The organism is Cronobacter sp. JZ38, assembly GCF_008932145.1.
Classification (GTDB): domain Bacteria; phylum Pseudomonadota; class Gammaproteobacteria; order Enterobacterales; family Enterobacteriaceae; genus Cronobacter; species Cronobacter muytjensii.
In genome coordinates this window covers 187686-206171 of the sequence record NZ_CP017662.1, presented here as the reverse complement: position 1 = coordinate 206171, position 18486 = coordinate 187686, and the positions used below count along the sequence as shown (strand labels likewise).

Below are 18486 nucleotides of genomic sequence, written 5' to 3'. Positions count from 1 at the left end.
ATAACAACCATAAACCTGCCGGGTGTGCCACGGCAGGAGACGAGGGTTCTGCTATGCATACCGATCTGTACTCGACCACCCTGCGGCAGCTCAACGCGAAGATAATCCCGTTTATTATCCTCTGCTACTTTGTCGCTAACCTCGATAAAACCAACATCTCCATCGCAGCGCTGCAAATGAACGCCGACCTCGGCCTGAGCGCCAGCATGTACGGCCTCGGCGTCGGCATGTTCTACATCTCCTACATCATTTTTGAAATCCCGAGCAACGTCATCATGACGAAGGTGGGCGCGCGCGTCTGGATAGCCCGCATCATGATAACCTGGGGCATCGTCAGCGCCGGGATGTCGCTGGTGCAGACGCCCACGCAGCTTTACGTCATGCGCTTTTTGCTGGGTATGGCGGAGGCGGGCTTTACGCCGGGCATCATCTACTACATCTCCTGCTGGTTCCCGAAGACTAACCGCGCGCGGGCGATGTCGTTCTTTTACATGGGCTCGGTGATGGCGTCGATCATCGGCCTGCCGATCTCCGGCTCTATTCTGAATATGCACGGCCTCGCCGATATCGCCGGCTGGCGCTGGCTCTTCGCCCTTGAAGGCATGCCGGCCATTGTGCTCGGTATTATGGTGCTCTGGCGGCTGCCGCAGACGCCGGATCACGCGCCGTGGCTCTCCGGCGAGCAAAAAAGCTGGCTTAAGGCGCAACTTGCGCGCGATAACGCGGGCGTGGAGGTCGGTAGTAATCACAGCTGGCTCAGCGCGCTGAAAAACAGAACCGTGCTGCTGCTGAGCCTGGTCTGGTTTCTGCAGGCGTTCGGCTCCATCGGCATTACGCTGTTCCTGCCGCTCATTATCAAAAGCATGGCCAGCGAGCAGAGCAACATCGTGATTAGCCTGCTCTCCGCCGTGCCGTTTATCGCCGCCTGTCTGTTTATGTATCTCAATGGCCGCCATTCGGATACCACCCACGAGCGCGCCTGGCATCTCGGCCTGCCGCTTATCATCTCCGGGGTATCGCTCGCCATCGCTATTTACTCCAGCAACCTGCTGGTGGCGTATGGCTTGCTGGTGCTGACCGTGGGCTTTAACTTTGCGCTGACGCCGATTTTCTGGGCGGTGACGACCGAGAAACTGGCGGGCGTGGCGGCAGCGGCGTCTATCGCGTTTATCAACACCGTGGCGAATTTCGTCGGTCTCGGCCTGCCGCCGGTGCTCGGCAAAATCAAAGACGCGACGGACAGTTACCACTATGGGCTGTTGATTGTGGCGGTGGCGCTGATCCTGGGCGGCATTATTGGCGTGCTGGTCTCGCGTCCGGCGCGCCAAGGCGGCCTTAAGCAGCCCGCTTCACGCCTCTCTTAAGGAGCCAGCATGAAACAGAAAGTCCTCAAGCAGGCTTACCTGCCGGACGCGCTTACCGGGGCGCTTCGCGAACGCTACGATCTGCGTGAACTGTCGTCGCTGTCGCAAGACGAGCTTGCCGCCATTGCCGGTGACATCACCGTGGTGATCACTAACGGCGAGGCGGTAGTGACGCGTGAGTTCATCGCATTGCTGCCCGCGCTGAGGCTGATTGCGGTGTTCGGCGTCGGTTATGACGGCGTGGACGTGGCGGCGGCGCGTGAGCGGGGCGTGCAGGTGACGCACACGCCAGGCGTGCTGACAGACGACGTGGCCGATCTCGCCATCGGCCTGATGCTGGCGACCTCGCGCAGGATCGTGGCGGCACAGCGGTTTATCGAACAAGGCGGCTGGCAGCAGGGCGGTTTTCCGTGGACGCGTAAAGTCTCCGGCGCGCGGCTCGGTATTTTCGGTATGGGCCGCATCGGCCAGGCGATCGCGCGTCGCGCGCAGGCGTTCGATATGGCGATCCGCTATACCAGTCGCCATCCACAGGCTGCGCTGCCGTACCGTTTTGTGCCTGATTTACGCGAGCTGGCGCAGGAGAGCGATTTTCTGATGCTCTGTGCGCCCGGCGGCGACGCGACTCGCGGGGTGGTGAATGCGGCGGTGCTGGCGGCGCTCGGCCCGCAGGGTATGGTCATTAACGTTGGGCGCGGCAGCGTAGTGGATGAAACGGCGCTGATTGAGGCGCTGGACAGCGGCATTATTGCGGGCGCGGGGCTGGATGTTTTTACGGATGAGCCGAACGTACCCGCCGCGCTGCAACAGCGCGACAACGTGGTGATCACGCCGCACATGGCGAGCGCCACGTGGGAAACGCGGCGGGAGATGTCGCGGCTGGTGCTGGAGAACGTCAACGCCTGGTTTGCCGGCGAGCCGCTCGTCACGCCGGTGCCCTGACGCGCAATTGCCCGCTTCGCGTTTATCTTTTACCCTGAGGCCCTCTTTGGCTTCAGGGTTTTCTCTTGATGAAACAGCTCACGTTCGCCCCGCGTCACCATCAGCTCACCAATATTAACGTCTGGACCCCGGACAGCCGCTGGCTCGCCTTTGACGTCCGCCCGTCCGGCGCGTCGTTTACCGGCGAAACCATTGAGCGCGTCAATGTGGAAACCGGCGAGGTCGAGGTGATTTATCGCGCCACGCAGGGCGCGCACGTGGGCGTGGTGACGGTGAGCCCGACGGCGGAGCGGTACGTGTTCATTCACGGGCCGGAAAACCCGGATGACGCCTGGCGCTACGATTTTCACCATCGCCGCGGCGTAGTGGTGGAAAACGGCGTGGCGCAAAACCTTGATGCGATGGCGATTACGCCGCCATACACGCCGGGCGCGCTGCGCGGCGGCAGCCATGTGCATGTCTTCAGTCCGGACGGCGCGTGGCTGAGTTTCACCTACAACGACCATGTGTTGCATGAGCGCGATCCGGCGCTTGATTTGCGCAACGTCGGCGTGGCGCTGCCGTTCGGCCCGGTGACGCCTGAAATGCATCATCCCCGTGAATATGCCGGCAGCCACTGGTGCGCGCTGGTGAGCCGCACCACGCCTGCGCCGCGCCCCGGCAGTGATGAGATCAACCGCGCGTATGAAGAAGGCTGGGTGGGCCATAACGGCTATCAAAAAGCAGACGGTCGCTGGCAGCCGCGCGCGCTGGCGTTTATCGGCGATACGCTGACGCCTGCGGGCGTAAAAGCGCCGGAGCTGTTTATCGTCGATTTACCGGAAGATGAGGCCGCGTGGAAAACGCCAGGTGATGCGCCGCTCGAAGGGACGACGGATAGCATGCCCGCGCCGCCGGCAGGCATTATACAGCGCCGTCTGACCTTTACGCATGACCGCCGCTATCCGGGGCTTGCCACCACGCCGCGCCACTGGATGCGCAGCAACCCGCAGGGCACCGCCATTGCGTTTCTGATGAAGGATGACAACGGCGTGGCGCAGCTGTGGCTGATATCGCCGCAGGGCGGCGAGCCGCGTCAGGTGACGCATGACGCCTGTGGCGTGGCGTCGGCGTTTAGCTGGCACCCGTCGGGCGAGGCGCTCGGGTTTATGCAGCGCAACCGGATTGTCCTGTGCGATGCGCAAACAGGAGAGTTAACAGCGCTGACGCCGCCGCAAGCCGACGCTATTTCCGCGGATGCGGTAGTGATATCGCCGGACGGCAAGTACATTGCCTGGATGCAGGAGACAGACGGTTTCCGCCAGTTATGGATGACGGAAACCGGGCGCTGATCAGGGCGCGGGCGGGATCACGGAATTAATCGCGAAGGACTTCTTTTCGCTCTCTTCGACCCGTGACTTCACCGATTTATCGGTACGGAAAGCATCCCACGGGATCAGTAGTGTATCCATAATCGCTGTGAAAGGGAGATCGAGCGCCACCAGCGGCTTTAAGCCCCAGCTGGTGTCGTCATCGCTTAGCATCGTCGCGCTGGCGCGGGTGCCAGGGTAATAGCCCTGCTCGCCGCCGCCGGTGTGCGACATCACGCTGGAGCAGCCGCAAAGCAGCATCACGCCGCTGAAAAAAAGCACTTTCCCGAGAGTATTTTTCATTTTCATTCTTCTTTTATGTTGTCGCACCGCAGGCGTCAGTCATGAGATATAACGCCCCTGAATCAGAATGAATAGCGCGCTTTAGCCGTCCTGTGGCAGCGCTCGCAGTTTAGCATTAGTTGCTGTTATTCCCAGTCTACGCAAAGAAATGTAAATCGCCAAAAAAAGGCCGATTTCGGCCCTTGAAAACCGGCGGGCCGCACCCATTTTCTGGAATGTGGACACAGGGGGCACGCCGAACGGGGCTCCCGCCACAGCCGCCTGTCCTTTAAGGAGGGCGATGTTAAACCTCGCTGATTTCAGGAGTATGTATGCGTAACTTTGATTTATCCCCGCTGTATCGTTCCGCCATCGGTTTTGACCGTCTGTTCAACCTGCTTGAGAACAACCAGAGCCAGAGCAACGGCGGCTACCCTCCGTACAACGTCGAGCTGGTGGATGAAAACCACTACCGTATCGCCATTGCCGTGGCAGGGTTTGCGGAAAGCGAGCTGGAGATCACCGCTCAGGACAACCTGCTGGTGGTGAAAGGCTCCCATGCGCCTGAGCAGAAAGAGCGTACCTATCTGTACCAGGGTATCGCCGAGCGCAATTTCGAGCGCAAATTCCAGCTGGCCGAAAACATCTTCGTGCGTGGCGCTAACCTCGTGAACGGCCTGCTCTACATCGAGCTTGAGCGCGTGATCCCGGAAGCGAAAAAACCGCGCCGTATCGAAATCGGTAACTAATTTTTTGGGGCCGCTGCGGCGGCCTTGACTGTCGTCTCGTGCTCGCCGAACGGGAGCACAGCCAGTACACGCACTGGCGTTTTCACTCGCTTCAATGAAGGAGAGATAATATGCGTAACTATGATTTATCCCCGTTTTTCCGTCAGTGGATCGGTTTTGACAAACTGGCCAACGCGCTGATGAGCTCCGCCGAAAGCCAGACCTTCCCGCCCTATAACATCGAAAAAAGCGACGATAACCACTATCGCATCACCCTTGCGTTAGCCGGGTTCCGTCAGGAAGATCTGGAAATCGAACTGGAACACACGGTGCTGCGCGTGAAAGGCACGCCGGTAAAACCGGAAACCGAGCCGAAATGGCTCCATCAGGGCCTGGTTATCCAGCCTTTCAATCTGAGCTTCACGCTCGCTGAGCATATGGAAGTTTCCGGCGCCAGCTTCACCAATGGGCTGCTGCACATCGATCTGGTGCGCAACATCCCCGAAGCCCTGGCCCCGCAGCGTATCGCCATCGGCCAGCCGCGCGCTCAGGACGATGAGCGCGTTATTGAGGGCGAACGCCCGGCGCTGAGCCACAGCGACAGCAACACCGATAGCCAGTAATGGCGTGACGAGAAAAAGGCCTCCGTAGTGGGGCCTTTTTTATGCCTGTCGTACGGCGCGCTGTTTTATAGTCAATGCTGTCCTTACCCACATTACGGAGAGCCGATGACACAGGAAAACCTGGCGCAAATGGGCGCGGCCCGTGTGCGCAAGTGCGAGCGCGACGGCCAGCCGCTCATCGAAAAGCGCGGCGCGAGCAGGGTTGAAATCGCGTTCTATTGTCACAGCGCCGGGGCGCTTCGCGAGCGCGGCATCCACACGCCTGCGCTGCTGGGAGTAGAGGCGCAAACCGCGACGCTCTGGCTGGAGTGGCTCCCGCACACGGTATCGCTTGAGGCACTTTGCGACGATGAGGCGCTTTACCGTACGCTCGGCGCGCTTCACGCCGCCACGCCTGCTCCCGGCGCGCCGCTGCACCCGCACTGTTGGAGAGTGGAAAATCAAACGCTACTGTGTGAGGTGCTCTCACTCGCCCCGGACGCGGTAGCCATCCTGCAAGAGATCGCCGCGCGCAGCGACAGTCTGTTTACGGCCAGGACGCTTATCTCTGGCGACACTAATGCGGGCAACTGGGGACGGCGTGACAACGGCGATCTGGTGCTGTTTGACTGGGAGCGCATCGGGTATGGCAATCCGGCTATCGATCTCGCGCCGCTGATAAAAGGCATGGGTAGCCTCGTCGCGTATAACGCCATGATTGATCGCTACACGCCATGGGCGGCGCATGAGAAAACAGACGATCTCCTTCAACCGTTGATTATCGCGAAGGCGTGGATAGCCACCGAAGTGGTCAGTCTGCTGCACCAGCGTCAGAACCCGCAGCGCGAGCGCTATGTTGACTGGTATCGACAGGTGCTGCCGGGCTGGCTGCGTGAAATGGCCAGCGTGTTGTAAACTGGCTGTTCCTGCCGAAGCGGCGACAAGGAGCCCTCATGAAAATTTCCCGTCTCGGCGAAGCGCCGGACTATCGTTTTTCACTCGCCAACGAACGCACGTTTCTGGCATGGGTGCGCACCGCGCTGGGGTTTCTGGCGGCAGGTGTTGGGCTTGATCAGCTGGCGCCCGATTTCGCGACGCCCGTCGTGCGCGAAGCAGTGTCGCTGCTGCTATGTTTTTTCGCCGGCGCGCTCGCGATTTACGGCTATCTGCGCTGGTTGCGCAACGAAAAGGCGATGCGCCTGAAACAGGAGCTGCCCTACACGCGTATGCTGGCGTTTATCAGCGGCGTGATGGCGGTGGTCGCGCTGGCGGTGATGCTGGTGGTGTTTTATGCCGGTTAGCCCGCGCGATCCGGGCCTGCAACCGGAGCGCACGTCGCTTGCATGGGTGCGCACGCTGCTGGGCTACGGCGCGTTGCTGGTGCTGGCGCTGCGTCACGCATGGAGCGACGCGGGCCTGCTGTTATGGCTGGCGCTGGGATGCCTCTCGGTGGTGGCCGGGCTGATTTACGCTTACGCCCGCACACGTCACCTGACCACGCTTATGCGTGAGGATTTCGCCGCGCCCGGTCAGGTGCGTGCGAAACTGCTTATCGCGCTGGCGGTCTGCGCGCTGGCGCTACTGTTTCTGGTCACGCACGTGCGCGCGCTTATGCAATTGCTAAGCAGTTAATACCGGCGGCCTACCCGACCTGCGTCAATCCGTGCTACATATTCCTGATTCTTCTTCCCGATACGATAGCCATGAACAAGCTGCTTCCGCTCGCTTTCCTGCTGCTCATTACCTCGGCTCACGCCGCCCCGTCTGCCAGTGCTGGCGAGCCGCTGACGGCCCAGCGCTACGCTGCCGAACTCGGCGTGGGGATGGATGTCGACTGGGCGCGCACCGATCGCGGCATCCGGGAGTTCGACCCGCTGGCGGTACGCGATTTTCAGCAGCGGGGCATTCGCCATGTGCGGGTGAGAGTGGCGGGCGACGCCACCGAAGCGCGGCTCATTCATTTGCGCAAAATCGTTGAGGCGTGCGAGCGCTACAACATCATCCCGATAATCTCCTACCAGGCGGACGCCTTTAAAGCCGACCCGAGCGCGCAAAACGCCGCGAAAGTGGTCGCCTGGTGGAGCGCGGTGGCGAACTATTTCGGCGAGCAGCATCCGCTGCTGGGGTTTGACGTCATCTACGAGCCCGCCGACCGGCTCAACCATAATCCGCAGCAGCTCAACCGGCTCTACAGCGACGTTATCAAAACGCTTCACCACGCAGATGCGCAGCGGATGGTTTTTATTGCGCCGCGTTTTCGCGCCGTGCCTGAAGATCTCTCCATGCTGAAACTGCCGCCGCAGAGCAGCCATTACGTGCTGGCGCAGTGGCATATTTTCCCGTGGGGGCCGCTGCGCGCCAGCGGCAAATATCCGTGGACGTCCGGTACTGCGGCGGAAAAGGCGGCAATCCGCGAGCGCATTAACAGCGCGCGCCGCTGGCAGCAGAAGACCGGGCATGTTAGCTGGGTGGGGGGATGGTCGGCGGCGCAGACGGTGAAAACCACGCCGTCTGCGGCCACGCTCGCGTTTGCCCGTTTCATGGCGTGCGAGCTGAAAAAAGCGGGCATTCCGTATGCGCTGAACGCCGCGAATCAGTTTTACGACGGAGAAGAGGGCGCGTGGCGCCCCACGCAGGCGACGCTGCTCGACGCCATGATCAACCCGACGTGCGCAACGGAGCGCGCGTCGGGCCACCTTACACCGTCTGCTCCGGTATCCGCTCACGGTGCGCCAGCGGCAACCAGCACGCCAGCATCAGCACACCCATCGCTGTCATCAGCATCCCGAGGCTAAACTGCCCGTTCTGCGGCAGCAGCGCGGACGACCATGCCAGCAGCCCGGAACCGCAGTTTTGCAGCCCGCCCACCAGCGCGCCGGCGGTGCCCGCCAGGAACGGAAACGGCTCCATCGCGCCGCTGGTGGCAAGCGGAAACAGCATTCCGGCGCCGAAGAAAAAGAGCGCGGCCGGGATAAGCAGCGTCCAGATATTCATTATGCCAAGCCAGCCCGGCAGCCACATCAGCACACCCGCCGCAAGACAGCTCAGTACCGCCTGCCACATCAGGGTGGTAAAACGCTTATGGGCGCGCCCGGCAAACCAGGCGCCGAAAAACGCCGCCGGGATCGGCAGAATAAACAGCACGCTCACCGCAAGGCTGCTGAGCCCGAGGCCCGCGCCCATCAGCACCCCGGAGCACGCCTCAAACACCGCGACGCCCGCGAGTCCGGCAATCAGCATAATCAGATAGCAGTTAAAGCTGGCGGTGCCAAACAGCAGCCTGTAGCTCGCCAGCAGGCGAGGGCGCTGCGCCTGTACCGGGCGGGTTTCCGGCATCCAGCGGAACATACAAAATGTCACCACGACCGCCAATGCCAGCAGAAATGCAAAGCAGGCGCGCCAGCCCCACCAGGTGTCGAGCAGGCCGCCGAGCAGCGGCGCCACCAGTGGGCTGACCAGAATGCCCATGTTCAACAGGCTGTTGGCGTGACGCAGCGCCGGGCCTTCATAGAGATCGCGCGGCAGCGTTCGCGCCATCACGCCGCCGACGCCGGTGCCCATCCCCTGTAAGCAGCCCGCCAGAATCAGCACCGGCAGGCTGCGTGCCTCCAGCGCCACCAGCGTCGCGAGGATAAAAATCACCAGCCCCGTCATGATCACCGGGCGGCGACCGACGCGGTCGGATATCGGCCCGTAAATCAGCTGCGAGACGCCGTAAGTCAGCAGATACGCCGCCATCACGCTCTGCACGGCCCCTTCGCGCACGTTCATTTCCAGCGCGATACCGGCGATAGCCGGGATATAAATCGTCTGCGCCATCTGCCCGACGGCGACAAGCAGAATCAACATCATTAATAAATGACGGTTAGCCAACATTCTCATCATGATTATTCGATACGCACAGGTGAAGAAACAGGATATATCTCTGCATGGATATTAAATGCGAGAGAAATATACCGCATGCGCAGGGATTATCCAGTCGGCTATCACGCCATCAATATAAATAGCAGGCAGCTTTTACGGACACTTTTCGGAAACATTTATTGCCACTGACGATGCCCCCGCCGCGCGGCCATGCGCGGCCGCGACAGGCTCAGGCCAGCGCAGGCAGCGTCAGCCGGTGCGTAATGTGCGGCTGGTGCGTCACGGGTAAAAAGCCGGCCTGTAAATAAAAGCTGAAGGCGGATTCTGGCGCGCGAATATTGAGATAATCGAACGCGTTGTGGGCATGATGGGCGATGGTTTTCAGCAGCTGATTGCCGACGCCAACGCGGCGTACCGCATGGCTGACATAGAGATGACGCACGCGTCCGGCGCGCGGATGAGTATCGAAAGGGTCGCGGTTCAGCCCGCCGACGCCAACCAGCGCTTCGCCAAGAAACGCGCCGAGCAGACGTTCGCCAGGAGCCGAAAAGCCGTTGCTGCCGTCCATCCAGTGGACGGCGAGCCGGTCAAGCATCGTAAAGCCGAGCGCCTGACTCTCTTCACGCAGCCGGTCAAAATCGATGCCGACCGGGGTAACAGACCTGATAGTGATGATTCCTGACATCGTTCCCTCCTGGTGGATGTACCGTGTTAAAGAGGGGCGGTTGCCCGCCCCTCTTTGGTGCGGCCTGAACCTGAGTTACCGAAGGAACTTCAGGACAGCATCAAGCAGTTGCAGGACTGCAACAATGAGTTTCAGGATAAGGATAAACAAATCCACTCCGCTCATACGCGTCTCCTCTGGTAAAGGAGCACCAACTGGCGTACCTCTCCGCTGCCTGTTGCCAGTTGTTTTGTTGGCGTAACACAGTGTGCTCTCTCGGGGTTAAGGCACTGACGGCACCACCCGTTTCAGCCAGGACTCTTTATTGCGCCCGTTTAAATGCGGCCCCGTATCGCACGCTGTGACAGCAACATCATTATAGATAGATACTGTATAAATGAACAGTATTTTCTGGACAAGAAGCGGAGGGCTGGATCATACTGATCAAAAGCCACGACTGCGCCAGCGGCCCGCCAATTGCGGGAGCAGGCATTTCGTCGTATAGTTACGCTGTTGACGTAACACAGTGTGCTTTGCGGCTACCAACCGCAACAGTAGCTGAAAAAACCTCGCCTCTGGCGGGGTTTTTTTGTTTCTGCGCCCGCCCGCCGCGCTGTTTTCCTTTCTGCCGCGCAGCGACAGAGGGTAATAATCACGCTAAATAATATTCACTTCTGTAGCAAAAAGGCAGGCTGAAAAAGCGACATGAACGACATAATTCGCACTGTTTGCAAGGAAAATCTGATGACGAAAAAGGGCAATCCACTGCCATTATGCTTTTTTAACAAATACGATTTTTGAGAAGCGTAAATGCAATAGCACTATTTGCTGTCATCATTTATTAAAGAAATTTTACTTAAGATCCTGTAGTGTCATTTTTAACGTCAAATTTCACACCCACTAAATATGGTAGCTGGATATATACATGCCCGCTTAATAATCTGTTTTCAGATTAATCTTAATGTATGACCACCCCACTATTTCCCGCCTCGTTATCGCACGTAACCGTTACGCTTTCCTGTTAATTGTTCTTTTAAAACAAACACTTAATATAGATAATTTTAATGAATAACGGTGGAGGTATTCGTGTCTTTCACGATTATTTCCTGTTCGAAGGGGCGGAAAAATCCTAAAAATACGCTATTCAATTAAACGGGCAGGCATTTTCACCAGAATGCCCGCCAGGTCTGGTGTTGAATTGTCATGAGGGTTATGTAGAATTTTCTCGCTCTGCCTCAGAAATATGCGTAAAACGTCCGGGTTTACTTCGGTAAAGCCCGTGCGGTAGCTATCTCTGAAGAAAATGAAATTCCTTCACCGAAATGGCATAATCTTCCCTGGCAATGACAAACTTTTAGTCATAGCCTGAATCCAGAAGCCGTTATTTCTTTGTATACAGAATATATTTGCAACGGAAACCATCGATGAATATGCGAATCGTATTAGCCCTGCTGTTTGTGTTAGGCGTAGCTGGTTGTAAAGCGCCGCCTCCTGCCGTTACGGATGACACTATCGTGACCAGTGTGGTTAATGGCGTCACGCTCACCCACCGCCACGCGGTGACTCCGCCAAAAGAGTTCCAGCCTGTCAACGAAGAATACCGCGCAATGTACCCGGCGTCGGTCATGACCCGCCCGGATTTCGGCGGCAAAGTGGTTCGTCAGCTGGAAACCGGCAAAACCTATAACGTACTGGGCCAGGTTGAAGGTTATTGGCTGGCGCTGGCCGATCAGGGCGAAGAGCAGCTGATTGGTTATGTTCCGCTGCGCGCGGCAGTGAAGAGCGATCTTTATGAAGCAACCGTTCGTAAAGAGATCCCGAAACTGCGTCGTAAAGCTGCCAAAGCTAACTGCGTGACGGTGGATGGCAACAGCAAAGCCTGTAAAAACACCAAAAGCGGAACCTGGGTTATCGATTAATCCTGATTCAATGAGCCACACCTCATGAAAAACCGTACCGTTTTACGCCAGGGCTTCCTGGCGTTTTTGCTTGCCGCTCTCACCTTGCTGAGCGGCTGTTTATCGTCTTCACGCAGCGTTCCTTCCCAGTACAGCCTGCATTTTCAGGCTCACCCACAAATTAATAATTCCGCACCGCTAAAAGTCCGGGTGCTGCTTCTGAAATCTGACGCCGACTTTATGTCCGCCGATTTCTTTTCGCTGCAAAACAATGCTCAGACCGTGCTGGGAGCGAACCTGCTCAACAGCGACGAGTTCTTCCTGATGCCGGGCCAGCTGGATAAAACCCTCAGCGGCCAGAGCTCGCTTGAGGCGCGCTATATCGGCGTGATGGCGGAATATCAGGCGCTCGACGGTAAAAAGTGGCGTATCTCGCTCCCGCTTCCCGCACCCAGTGACTCCAGCATTTATAAATTCTGGAAATGGTCATCCGACGAACTTGAGGCAAAAGTGTTTCTTGACGTCAACGGGATCCGCGTCATCAACGAATAATCAGCGCCCTTACAGGACACCAGTATGAACAAAGCAGAAAAAGTGGTCTGGACCGAAGGGATGTTCCTGCGTCCGCACCACTTCCAGCGCGCGGAAAGTTTCCTGCAAAACCACATCCGCGAATGGGGTTCACTGCAACGCCCGTATCTCTGGGGGTTTCTCGATCTGGAATTTGACGAGGCGATGCTGCGTCAGGGACGCGTGGCGCTGAGCTACGCCAGCGGTCTGCTGCCGGATGGCACCCCGTTCGCCTTTCGCGACGCCCGCCACGGCCCGGCGCCGCTTGCCATTCCGGACAACCTGACGCACGAACGGGTGGTGCTGGCGCTGCCGGCCCGCCGCGCCGGACGCGAAGAGGTCATTTTCAGCGAGGCGGCCGATTCGCTCGCGCGCTACGCCACGTTTGAAGAAGAAGTCGAAGATGACAACGCGATGTCGGTTGGCGCCGCGACGGTACAGTTTGGCCGCCTGCGTCTCAAGCTGATGCTGGAGAGCGAGCTGACCGCCGAGTGGACCGCCATCGGCGTCGCGCAGGTGATTGAAAAGCGCAACGACAATCAGGTGCGCCTCGACACTGGCTACATTCCGCCGATGCTCAACGCTATCAACAGCGGACAGCTCTACAGCATGCTGAACGACCTGCACGGCCTGCTTGGCCAGCGCAGCCAGCAGATAAGCCAGCGTCTGCGCCAGCCGGGGCGTTTTAACACCTCCGAGATGGTGGAGTTCATGCTGCTGTCGCTGATTAACCATCATCTGGGCCACGTCACGCATTTAAAAACCCTGCCGCTGCTGCACCCGGAAACGCTGTGGCGCGACTGGCTCGCCTTCGCCTGCGAGCTCGCCACCTGGACTGCGCAGCGCGCGCCGGACGCCACGCTGCCGGTTTATGACCATGACAACCTGGCGGGCTGTTTTGGCAAACTGACGCTGATGCTGCGCCAGGGCCTGTCGCTGGTCATGGAAGAGAGCGCCATCCAGTTGCCGCTTACCGAGCGCTCCCACGGCCTCAACGTCGCTACCGTGCCGGAAAGCAACATGGTGCGCGAGTTCGGTTTCGTGCTGGCGGTCAAAGCCAACGTGCCGGGCGAGGCGCTGCAAACGCACTTCCCGGCGCAGATGAAAGTCGCGCCGGTCACCAAAATTCGCGACCTGGTGCAGTTGCAACTGCCGGGTATGGTGCTGCGCGCCATGCCTGTCGCGCCGCCGCAGATCCCGTGGCATGCCGGCTACAGCTATTTCGAACTGGAAAAGGGCGGCGAACTCTGGAAAGAGATGGAAAAATCCGGCGCCTTTGCGCTGCATCTCGCCGGTGAGTTCCCGGGCCTTGATATGGAGTTTTGGGCCATTCGCAGTACGAATGAATAACACGACGAGCGCTCACTATGGAACCACAAGCCACCGGCAGCGATGCCATTCTTTCCGGCGCCAGCAGTAATAATCCGCTGGTCGCGGCGGCCAATCCGCTGCTTAACGCGATCCCGCAGATTCGTCATTCTGTATCGCATGAAGATCAGGCCGGGCTGCGTCAGCGCCTGATTGACGAGATCCGCCGCTTTGAAGTGCGCTGTCAGCAGGCGGCGCTGCCTTATGAAGTCATCGTCGGCGCGCGCTACTGCCTGTGTACGGCCCTCGATGAGGCGGCGGCGCTCACCCCGTGGGGCAGCCGCGGCGTCTGGTCCGGCAGCGGTCTGCTGGTGACGTTCCACAATGAAACCTGGGGCGGCGAGAAATTCTTCCAGCTACTGGCGCGACTGTCGCAAAACCCGCGCGAGCACATCTTCTTGCTGGAGATGATCAACTACTGCCTGCTGCTCGGGTTCGAAGGGCGCTACCGCGTTATGGACAACGGCCGCACGCAGCTGGAAACCATCAAGCAGCGCCTGTGGCAAATGATCCGCAGCGTGCGCGGCAGCTACCCGCCGCCGCTCTCGCCGCATCCGGAAGATCAGCCGGTGATGCGCAAACTCTGGCGTCCTGTGGTGCCGCTGTGGGCCTGCGTGGCGCTGGCCGGTTTCCTGGCCTGCCTGTTCTTTATCATTCTTAACTGGCGGCTTGGCGACAACACCAGCCCGGTGCTGGCGAAGATCTATCAGACGCCGCTGCCGGAAATCACCGTTCAGCAGCCCGCTCGCGAAGTGGCGCCGGTGCTTAACCTGCGCGGATTCCTGCGCCCCGAAATTGAAGCGGGCCTGGTGGCGGTACGCGACGAAGCCGATCGCAGCGTCGTTATCCTCAAAGGCGACGGCCTGTTCGCGTCGGCATCGACCGTGGTGCGCGACCGTTACGAGTCGGTCATCGACCGCGTGGCGCAGGCGATGAACAACGTCAGCGGCAAAATCCTCGTGGTGGGTTACAGCGATAACGTGCCTATCCGCAGCGCGCGTTTCGCCTCGAACTACGAGCTGTCGCTCTCGCGCGCCGAATCGGTACAGAAAATGCTCCAGGCGCACCTCGCCGACCCGAACCGCGTCAGAGCGCAGGGCCGCGGCGAGATGGACCCTATCGCTCCGAACAATACGCCGGAAAACCGCGCCCGCAACCGCCGTGTAGAGATAACTCTGCTGGTGTCGCCGGATAACACCCTGGCCGAGCTGAACGGATTGCCGCAAGGAAACTAAGGATGCTGAATATTCTCCTTTCAATAGTGACCAACCGCATCTTGTGGGGGTTCATGGGCGTTACCGCGCTGTCGGCGGTCGTCTGGATGATAGGGCCGCTGCTGTCCATCGTCGACAGTCGCCCGCTGGAGTCGGAAACCAACCGTATCATCAGCATTGCGCTTATCTACCTGATCTGGGTACATAGCCACATCGTGCCGCGGCTCTACAACGCCTGGCTGAACCGCAAGCTGATGGACAAACTCAACGACGGGAAACCGGCGGAAGAGGGCGGGGATTTCAAACGCCTGGGCAACGACGATCAGGTGCTGGCGGACCGTTTCGACGAGGCCGCGCAGATCCTCAAAAAAGCGCACTTCAATGCGCCCGGCCAGCGCGGCCAGTGGACGCAGCGCTTTAGCACCCAATACCTTTATCAGCTACCGTGGTATGTGATTATCGGCGCGCCCGGCTCCGGGAAAACCACGGCGCTGGTCAACTCCGGCCTGCAATTCCCGCTGGCGGACCGCTTCGGTAAAACGGCGCTGCGCGGTATCGGCGGCACGCGTAACTGCGACTGGTGGTTTACTAACGAAGCGGTGCTGCTTGATACCGCCGGGCGTTACACCACGCAGGAGAGCGAGCAGGCGCAGGACGCGGGCGAATGGCTGCGTTTTGTCGATCTGCTGCGTAAATACCGCCGTCGTCAGCCGATTAACGGCGTCATCATCACCATCAGCGTTTCCGATCTGTTGACCCAGTCGGCCGAAGCGACCCAGCAGCAGGCGGTCAACCTGCGCCAGCGTCTGGCGGAACTGCACGAACAGCTCGGCATTCGCTTTCCGGTCTACGTGCTGGTCACCAAAGCGGACCTGCTGAAAGGCTTTCGTTCTTACTTTGGTCGTTTTGATAAAGCCCAGCGCGACCAGATCTGGGGTTTCACCTTCCCGTGGGAGCAGTCAAAGCAGGCCGATTTCGATCTGCTGGCGGCGTTCACGCAGGAGTTCGCGCTGCTGCAACAGCGTCTGGACGCTGGCCTGCCGGATACCCTGCTCGCGGAAAGCGACCCGAAAGCGCGCGCCGAGTGCTATCTCTTCCCGCAGGAGTTCGCGGCGCTGCGTCCGCTGCTGGCGGACTACCTCAGCACCGTGTTTGCCCGCTCCAATTTTGAAACTGAATTCTCGCCGCGCGGCATTTATCTTGCGAGCGGCACCCAGGAAGGGCTGCCGTTTGACCGCGTCATGGGCGAACTTAACCGCGCGCTGTCGCTGCCGACGGGCGGTAAAGAGGGCGATAACTGGGATTCGGTCAGCAAAGAGGCGCCGATCCCCGGCGGCAAAGGGCAGAGCTTCTTTATTAAAAACCTGCTCCAGAATGTGATTTTCCAGGAAGCGGGCATCGCCGGTCAGAACCGCTGGTGGGAGCTGCGCAACCGCGCGGTGATCTGGTCGGGCTATGCCGCGCTCACCGCGCTGTTAGTGGTGCTCGGCGGTTTGTGGCTCACCAGCTACGGCAATAACAAAGCGTACCTGGCGGAAGTGAACGCCAAAGTGCCGGGCGTCGAGCGTCAGAGCAAAGCGCTGCAAACTTCGACGGGGCGCGATCTCTTCAGCATGCTGCCGCTTTTCAACAGCCTGGTCGAGCTGCCCAGGAGCAAAGAGTTTGACCTGAACTCGCCGCCGGTGACGTATCGCATGGGGCTGTATCGCGGGGATGACGTCAACGACGCCTCGCAGGCGCTCTACCAGAAAGCGCTGCAGGAGATGCTGATGCCTGCCGTGGCGCAGCTCATCACCGGCTGGGTACGCAGCGACAATGGCAGCGACGTGGAATACAGCTACGAAGCGCTGAAGGCGTACCAGATGCTCTACCAGCCGAAGCATTACGACGGCAAATTCCTGCACTCCTGGGTCATGCTCAACCTGGAGCGCAACCTGCCGCAGAATGTCACCCAGGCGCAGTTGAACCAGCTCGAATGGCACCTGACGCAACTGCTGGAGCCGCAAATCCAGACCTCGCCGTACGCCAAAGACGAGTCGCTGATTAGCCGCCAGCAGGCAATGATCAACCAGAAGCCGCTGTCGCTGCGCGTCTATGGCCGCCTTAAGCGTCTGCTGGAGCGCGACGAGAACTTAAAGCCGGTGTCGCTGGCGACCCTCGGCGGCCCGCAGAGCGAGCTGGTCTTTTCGCGTAAAAGCGGCAAGCCGGTGAGCGACGGCGTGCCGGGGCTTTACACCCCGAAAGGCTACTGGGAAAGCTTCAACGGCCAGATAGACAACGTCACCGCCTCGCTGCATGACGACGACGCCTGGGTGCTTGGGCTTTCCACCGCCCAGGAAGACAAAGCGCAGACGGACAACGCGGTGCGCCAGCTCTATATGCGCGATTTTATCAGCCAGTGGGACAGCTACCTGGCGGATATCCAGCTTAACAACAGCGCCGACCTGAACCAGCGCATCAACACGGCGCGCGTGCTCTCCAGCAGCAACTCGCCGCTGCGCCGTCTGGTGATGAACTTAAGCCAGGTGCTGACGCTCTCCCGCGCGGAACCGCAGCCGGGCGAAACGGAAAACAAAGAGCAGGGTAACCGCGCCACCCGCACGCTGGAAGCGCTGTTCAGCGACCGGGAAAGCGGGGCGACGACCGCCGCCGCTGCGCCGCAAACGCCGGAACAAGTGGTGACCGATCACTATGCGCCGATTATCGAACTGGCGCAGCCGCTGGAGAAAGGCGGTAAAGCCATCGTGTTTGATGACTTTATCAAGCAGATCGATGAGCTCTACCGTTACCTGACCGCCGTGCAGGACGCCGCTAACAGCGGCATGCCGCCGCCGGGTGGCGAGGCGATAAGCCGCCTGCAGGCCAGCGCAGGGCGTCTGCCGGGCGGGCTGCAAAACATGTTCAGCCGCATGGCCGTTGGCGCCAGCAGCGATACTCAGCAGCGCGAACTGGAAAACGTGCGTAAACGTATCAGCGTGGAAGTCGGCAGCTTCTGCCGCCAGGCGATCGCGGGCCGTTATCCGCTGGTGCGCTCCGCCAGCAGCGAAGTGACGCCGGACGATCTGGCGCGGATGTTCGCGCCGGGCACGGGCCTGATGGACAGTTTCTTTCGCGACAACCTGACCAACAAAGTGGACACCACCCAGGCGCGCTGGCGCTTTACGCCGGGCATCGACGGGAAAACGCTGCCGGGCAGCGAAGGGGTGCTGCGTCCGTTCCAGCAGGCGCAATACATTCGCGACGCGTTCTTCGCCAACGGCGCTACCACGCCGTCGTACCGCGTGACGGTGCGCACTGTGCGGATGGATAACGACATTCTGACGCTGTCGCTGGACGTTGACGGCCAGCTGCTGCGCTACAGTCACGGCCCGCAGGCGGTGCAGTTGATGAGCTGGCCGGGCAGCGGCGGCACGAATCAGGTGCGTATGCAGCTTGGTCTTGCCAACGGCACCACCTCGACGCTGGTGACGAACGGCGCCTGGGCGCTGAACCGCTTTTTCGATCGCGCCCGCATCGCGCCGGGTGCAGGAAGCCTGAGCCGCCAGGCGACGTTTTCGGTTGACGGACACAGCGTGACGCTGGAATTCACGCCAAACAGTATCCGCAACCCATTCCAGCTCCCTGGCTTCGCATGCCCTTAA

18 protein-coding genes are annotated in these 18486 nt (G+C 59.9%); 14 read left to right on the top strand and 4 right to left on the bottom strand.

Annotation, left to right across the window (positions count from 1 at the left end; all coding sequences use genetic code 11):
* Positions 1–53: 53 nt before the first annotated feature.
* The 3 genes from BJP61_RS00910 to BJP61_RS00900 all read left to right on the top strand — a co-directional run bounded on the left by BJP61_RS00910 (position 54) and on the right by BJP61_RS00900 (position 3637).
* Positions 54–1364, top strand: coding sequence for an MFS transporter (locus tag BJP61_RS00910; RefSeq protein WP_171997628.1), 1311 nt, complete (start codon positions 54–56; stop codon positions 1362–1364).
* Positions 1365–1373: 9 nt separating this feature from the next.
* A complete protein-coding gene (locus BJP61_RS00905) occupies positions 1374–2306 on the top strand; it encodes a 2-hydroxyacid dehydrogenase (RefSeq protein ID WP_171997626.1) in 933 nt (310 codons plus the stop codon).
* 68 nt (positions 2307–2374) lie between these two features.
* Positions 2375–3637 (top strand): DUF3748 domain-containing protein, encoded by a 1263-nt coding sequence (locus BJP61_RS00900; protein ID WP_171997625.1) that lies wholly within the window; start codon positions 2375–2377, stop codon positions 3635–3637.
* On the opposite strand, the gene BJP61_RS00895 is transcribed toward BJP61_RS00900, so the two are convergent.
* On the bottom strand, positions 3638–3964 hold the full coding sequence (locus BJP61_RS00895; protein WP_038866294.1) for a YceK/YidQ family lipoprotein: 327 nt from the start codon (positions 3962–3964) through the stop codon (positions 3638–3640). It lies immediately after the preceding gene.
* A gap of 305 nt (positions 3965–4269) precedes the next feature.
* On the opposite strand from BJP61_RS00895, the gene ibpA reads away from it, so the two are divergent.
* From ibpA to BJP61_RS00865, 6 genes are all read left to right on the top strand, one after another.
* A complete protein-coding gene (ibpA, locus tag BJP61_RS00890) occupies positions 4270–4686 on the top strand; it encodes a small heat shock chaperone IbpA (RefSeq protein WP_007729390.1) in 417 nt (138 codons plus the stop codon).
* 110 nt (positions 4687–4796) lie between these two features.
* On the top strand, positions 4797–5288 hold the full coding sequence (ibpB, locus tag BJP61_RS00885; RefSeq protein WP_038866292.1) for a small heat shock chaperone IbpB: 492 nt from the start codon (positions 4797–4799) through the stop codon (positions 5286–5288).
* A 105-nt stretch (positions 5289–5393) separates the two neighbouring features.
* Positions 5394–6182 carry a phosphotransferase gene (locus BJP61_RS00880; RefSeq protein ID WP_161579418.1) on the top strand — a complete coding sequence of 263 codons (789 nt, stop codon included), beginning with the start codon at positions 5394–5396 and terminating at the stop codon, positions 6180–6182.
* A gap of 38 nt (positions 6183–6220) precedes the next feature.
* Positions 6221–6568 carry a DUF202 domain-containing protein gene (locus BJP61_RS00875; protein ID WP_038866287.1) on the top strand — a complete coding sequence of 116 codons (348 nt, stop codon included), beginning with the start codon at positions 6221–6223 and terminating at the stop codon, positions 6566–6568.
* Positions 6558–6899, top strand: coding sequence for a DUF202 domain-containing protein (locus tag BJP61_RS00870; protein WP_038866285.1), 342 nt, complete (start codon positions 6558–6560; stop codon positions 6897–6899). The genes BJP61_RS00875 and BJP61_RS00870 overlap by 11 nt, the downstream gene beginning before the upstream one ends.
* Before the next feature lie 71 nt (positions 6900–6970).
* The gene (locus tag BJP61_RS00865; RefSeq protein WP_171997623.1) at positions 6971–8062 is read left to right on the top strand and encodes a cellulase family glycosylhydrolase; all 1092 of its coding nucleotides are present in this window, start codon (positions 6971–6973) and stop codon (positions 8060–8062) included.
* Here the strand turns inward: BJP61_RS00865 and emrD are convergent.
* The 3 genes from emrD to tisB all read right to left on the bottom strand — a co-directional run bounded on the left by emrD (position 7965) and on the right by tisB (position 9981).
* On the bottom strand, positions 7965–9143 hold the full coding sequence (emrD, locus tag BJP61_RS00860) for a multidrug efflux MFS transporter EmrD (RefSeq protein ID WP_075192940.1): 1179 nt from the start codon (positions 9141–9143) through the stop codon (positions 7965–7967). The genes BJP61_RS00865 and emrD overlap by 98 nt on opposite strands.
* A gap of 217 nt (positions 9144–9360) precedes the next feature.
* Positions 9361–9816, bottom strand: coding sequence for a GNAT family N-acetyltransferase (locus BJP61_RS00855; RefSeq protein ID WP_038866279.1), 456 nt, complete (start codon positions 9814–9816; stop codon positions 9361–9363).
* A gap of 75 nt (positions 9817–9891) precedes the next feature.
* Positions 9892–9981 (bottom strand): type I toxin-antitoxin system toxin TisB, encoded by a 90-nt coding sequence (gene tisB, locus BJP61_RS00850; protein ID WP_032803729.1) that lies wholly within the window; start codon positions 9979–9981, stop codon positions 9892–9894.
* Positions 9982–11219: 1238 nt separating this feature from the next.
* Between tisB and BJP61_RS00845 the strand changes: the two genes are divergently transcribed.
* The 5 genes from BJP61_RS00845 to tssM are packed head-to-tail and all read left to right on the top strand — an operon-like array spanning position 11220 to position 18486.
* On the top strand, positions 11220–11714 hold the full coding sequence (locus BJP61_RS00845; RefSeq protein ID WP_038866276.1) for a hypothetical protein: 495 nt from the start codon (positions 11220–11222) through the stop codon (positions 11712–11714).
* A 24-nt stretch (positions 11715–11738) separates the two neighbouring features.
* Entirely contained in the window at positions 11739–12245 is a 507-nt protein-coding gene (gene tssJ, locus BJP61_RS00840) for a type VI secretion system lipoprotein TssJ (RefSeq protein ID WP_038866274.1), read from the top strand.
* A 24-nt stretch (positions 12246–12269) separates the two neighbouring features.
* Positions 12270–13613 carry a type VI secretion system baseplate subunit TssK gene (tssK, locus tag BJP61_RS00835; protein WP_038866273.1) on the top strand — a complete coding sequence of 448 codons (1344 nt, stop codon included), beginning with the start codon at positions 12270–12272 and terminating at the stop codon, positions 13611–13613.
* 17 nt (positions 13614–13630) lie between these two features.
* The gene (locus tag BJP61_RS00830) at positions 13631–14866 is read left to right on the top strand and encodes a DotU family type VI secretion system protein (RefSeq protein ID WP_038866271.1); all 1236 of its coding nucleotides are present in this window, start codon (positions 13631–13633) and stop codon (positions 14864–14866) included.
* A gap of 2 nt (positions 14867–14868) precedes the next feature.
* Positions 14869–18486 carry a type VI secretion system membrane subunit TssM gene (gene tssM, locus BJP61_RS00825; RefSeq protein ID WP_038866268.1) on the top strand — a complete coding sequence of 1206 codons (3618 nt, stop codon included), beginning with the start codon at positions 14869–14871 and terminating at the stop codon, positions 18484–18486.

Excerpts from the sequence above, each read along its gene's own strand:
- BJP61_RS00910 (WP_171997628.1), top strand. The coding sequence starts at position 54 with ATGCATACCGATCTGTACTCGACCACCCTGCGGCAGCTCAACGCGAAG.
- BJP61_RS00905 (WP_171997626.1), top strand. The coding sequence starts at position 1,374 with ATGAAACAGAAAGTCCTCAAGCAGGCTTACCTGCCGGACGCGCTTACC.
- BJP61_RS00900 (WP_171997625.1), top strand. The coding sequence starts at position 2,375 with ATGAAACAGCTCACGTTCGCCCCGCGTCACCATCAGCTCACCAATATT.
- BJP61_RS00895 (WP_038866294.1), bottom strand. The coding sequence starts at position 3,964 with ATGAAAATGAAAAATACTCTCGGGAAAGTGCTTTTTTTCAGCGGCGTG.
- ibpA (WP_007729390.1), top strand. The coding sequence starts at position 4,270 with ATGCGTAACTTTGATTTATCCCCGCTGTATCGTTCCGCCATCGGTTTT.
- ibpB (WP_038866292.1), top strand. The coding sequence starts at position 4,797 with ATGCGTAACTATGATTTATCCCCGTTTTTCCGTCAGTGGATCGGTTTT.
- BJP61_RS00880 (WP_161579418.1), top strand. The coding sequence starts at position 5,394 with ATGACACAGGAAAACCTGGCGCAAATGGGCGCGGCCCGTGTGCGCAAG.
- BJP61_RS00875 (WP_038866287.1), top strand. The coding sequence starts at position 6,221 with ATGAAAATTTCCCGTCTCGGCGAAGCGCCGGACTATCGTTTTTCACTC.
- BJP61_RS00870 (WP_038866285.1), top strand. The coding sequence starts at position 6,558 with ATGCCGGTTAGCCCGCGCGATCCGGGCCTGCAACCGGAGCGCACGTCG.
- BJP61_RS00865 (WP_171997623.1), top strand. The coding sequence starts at position 6,971 with ATGAACAAGCTGCTTCCGCTCGCTTTCCTGCTGCTCATTACCTCGGCT.
- emrD (WP_075192940.1), bottom strand. The coding sequence starts at position 9,143 with ATGTTGGCTAACCGTCATTTATTAATGATGTTGATTCTGCTTGTCGCC.
- BJP61_RS00855 (WP_038866279.1), bottom strand. The coding sequence starts at position 9,816 with ATGTCAGGAATCATCACTATCAGGTCTGTTACCCCGGTCGGCATCGAT.
- tisB (WP_032803729.1), bottom strand. The coding sequence starts at position 9,981 with ATGAGCGGAGTGGATTTGTTTATCCTTATCCTGAAACTCATTGTTGCA.
- BJP61_RS00845 (WP_038866276.1), top strand. The coding sequence starts at position 11,220 with ATGAATATGCGAATCGTATTAGCCCTGCTGTTTGTGTTAGGCGTAGCT.
- tssJ (WP_038866274.1), top strand. The coding sequence starts at position 11,739 with ATGAAAAACCGTACCGTTTTACGCCAGGGCTTCCTGGCGTTTTTGCTT.
- tssK (WP_038866273.1), top strand. The coding sequence starts at position 12,270 with ATGAACAAAGCAGAAAAAGTGGTCTGGACCGAAGGGATGTTCCTGCGT.
- BJP61_RS00830 (WP_038866271.1), top strand. The coding sequence starts at position 13,631 with ATGGAACCACAAGCCACCGGCAGCGATGCCATTCTTTCCGGCGCCAGC.
- tssM (WP_038866268.1), top strand. The coding sequence starts at position 14,869 with ATGCTGAATATTCTCCTTTCAATAGTGACCAACCGCATCTTGTGGGGG.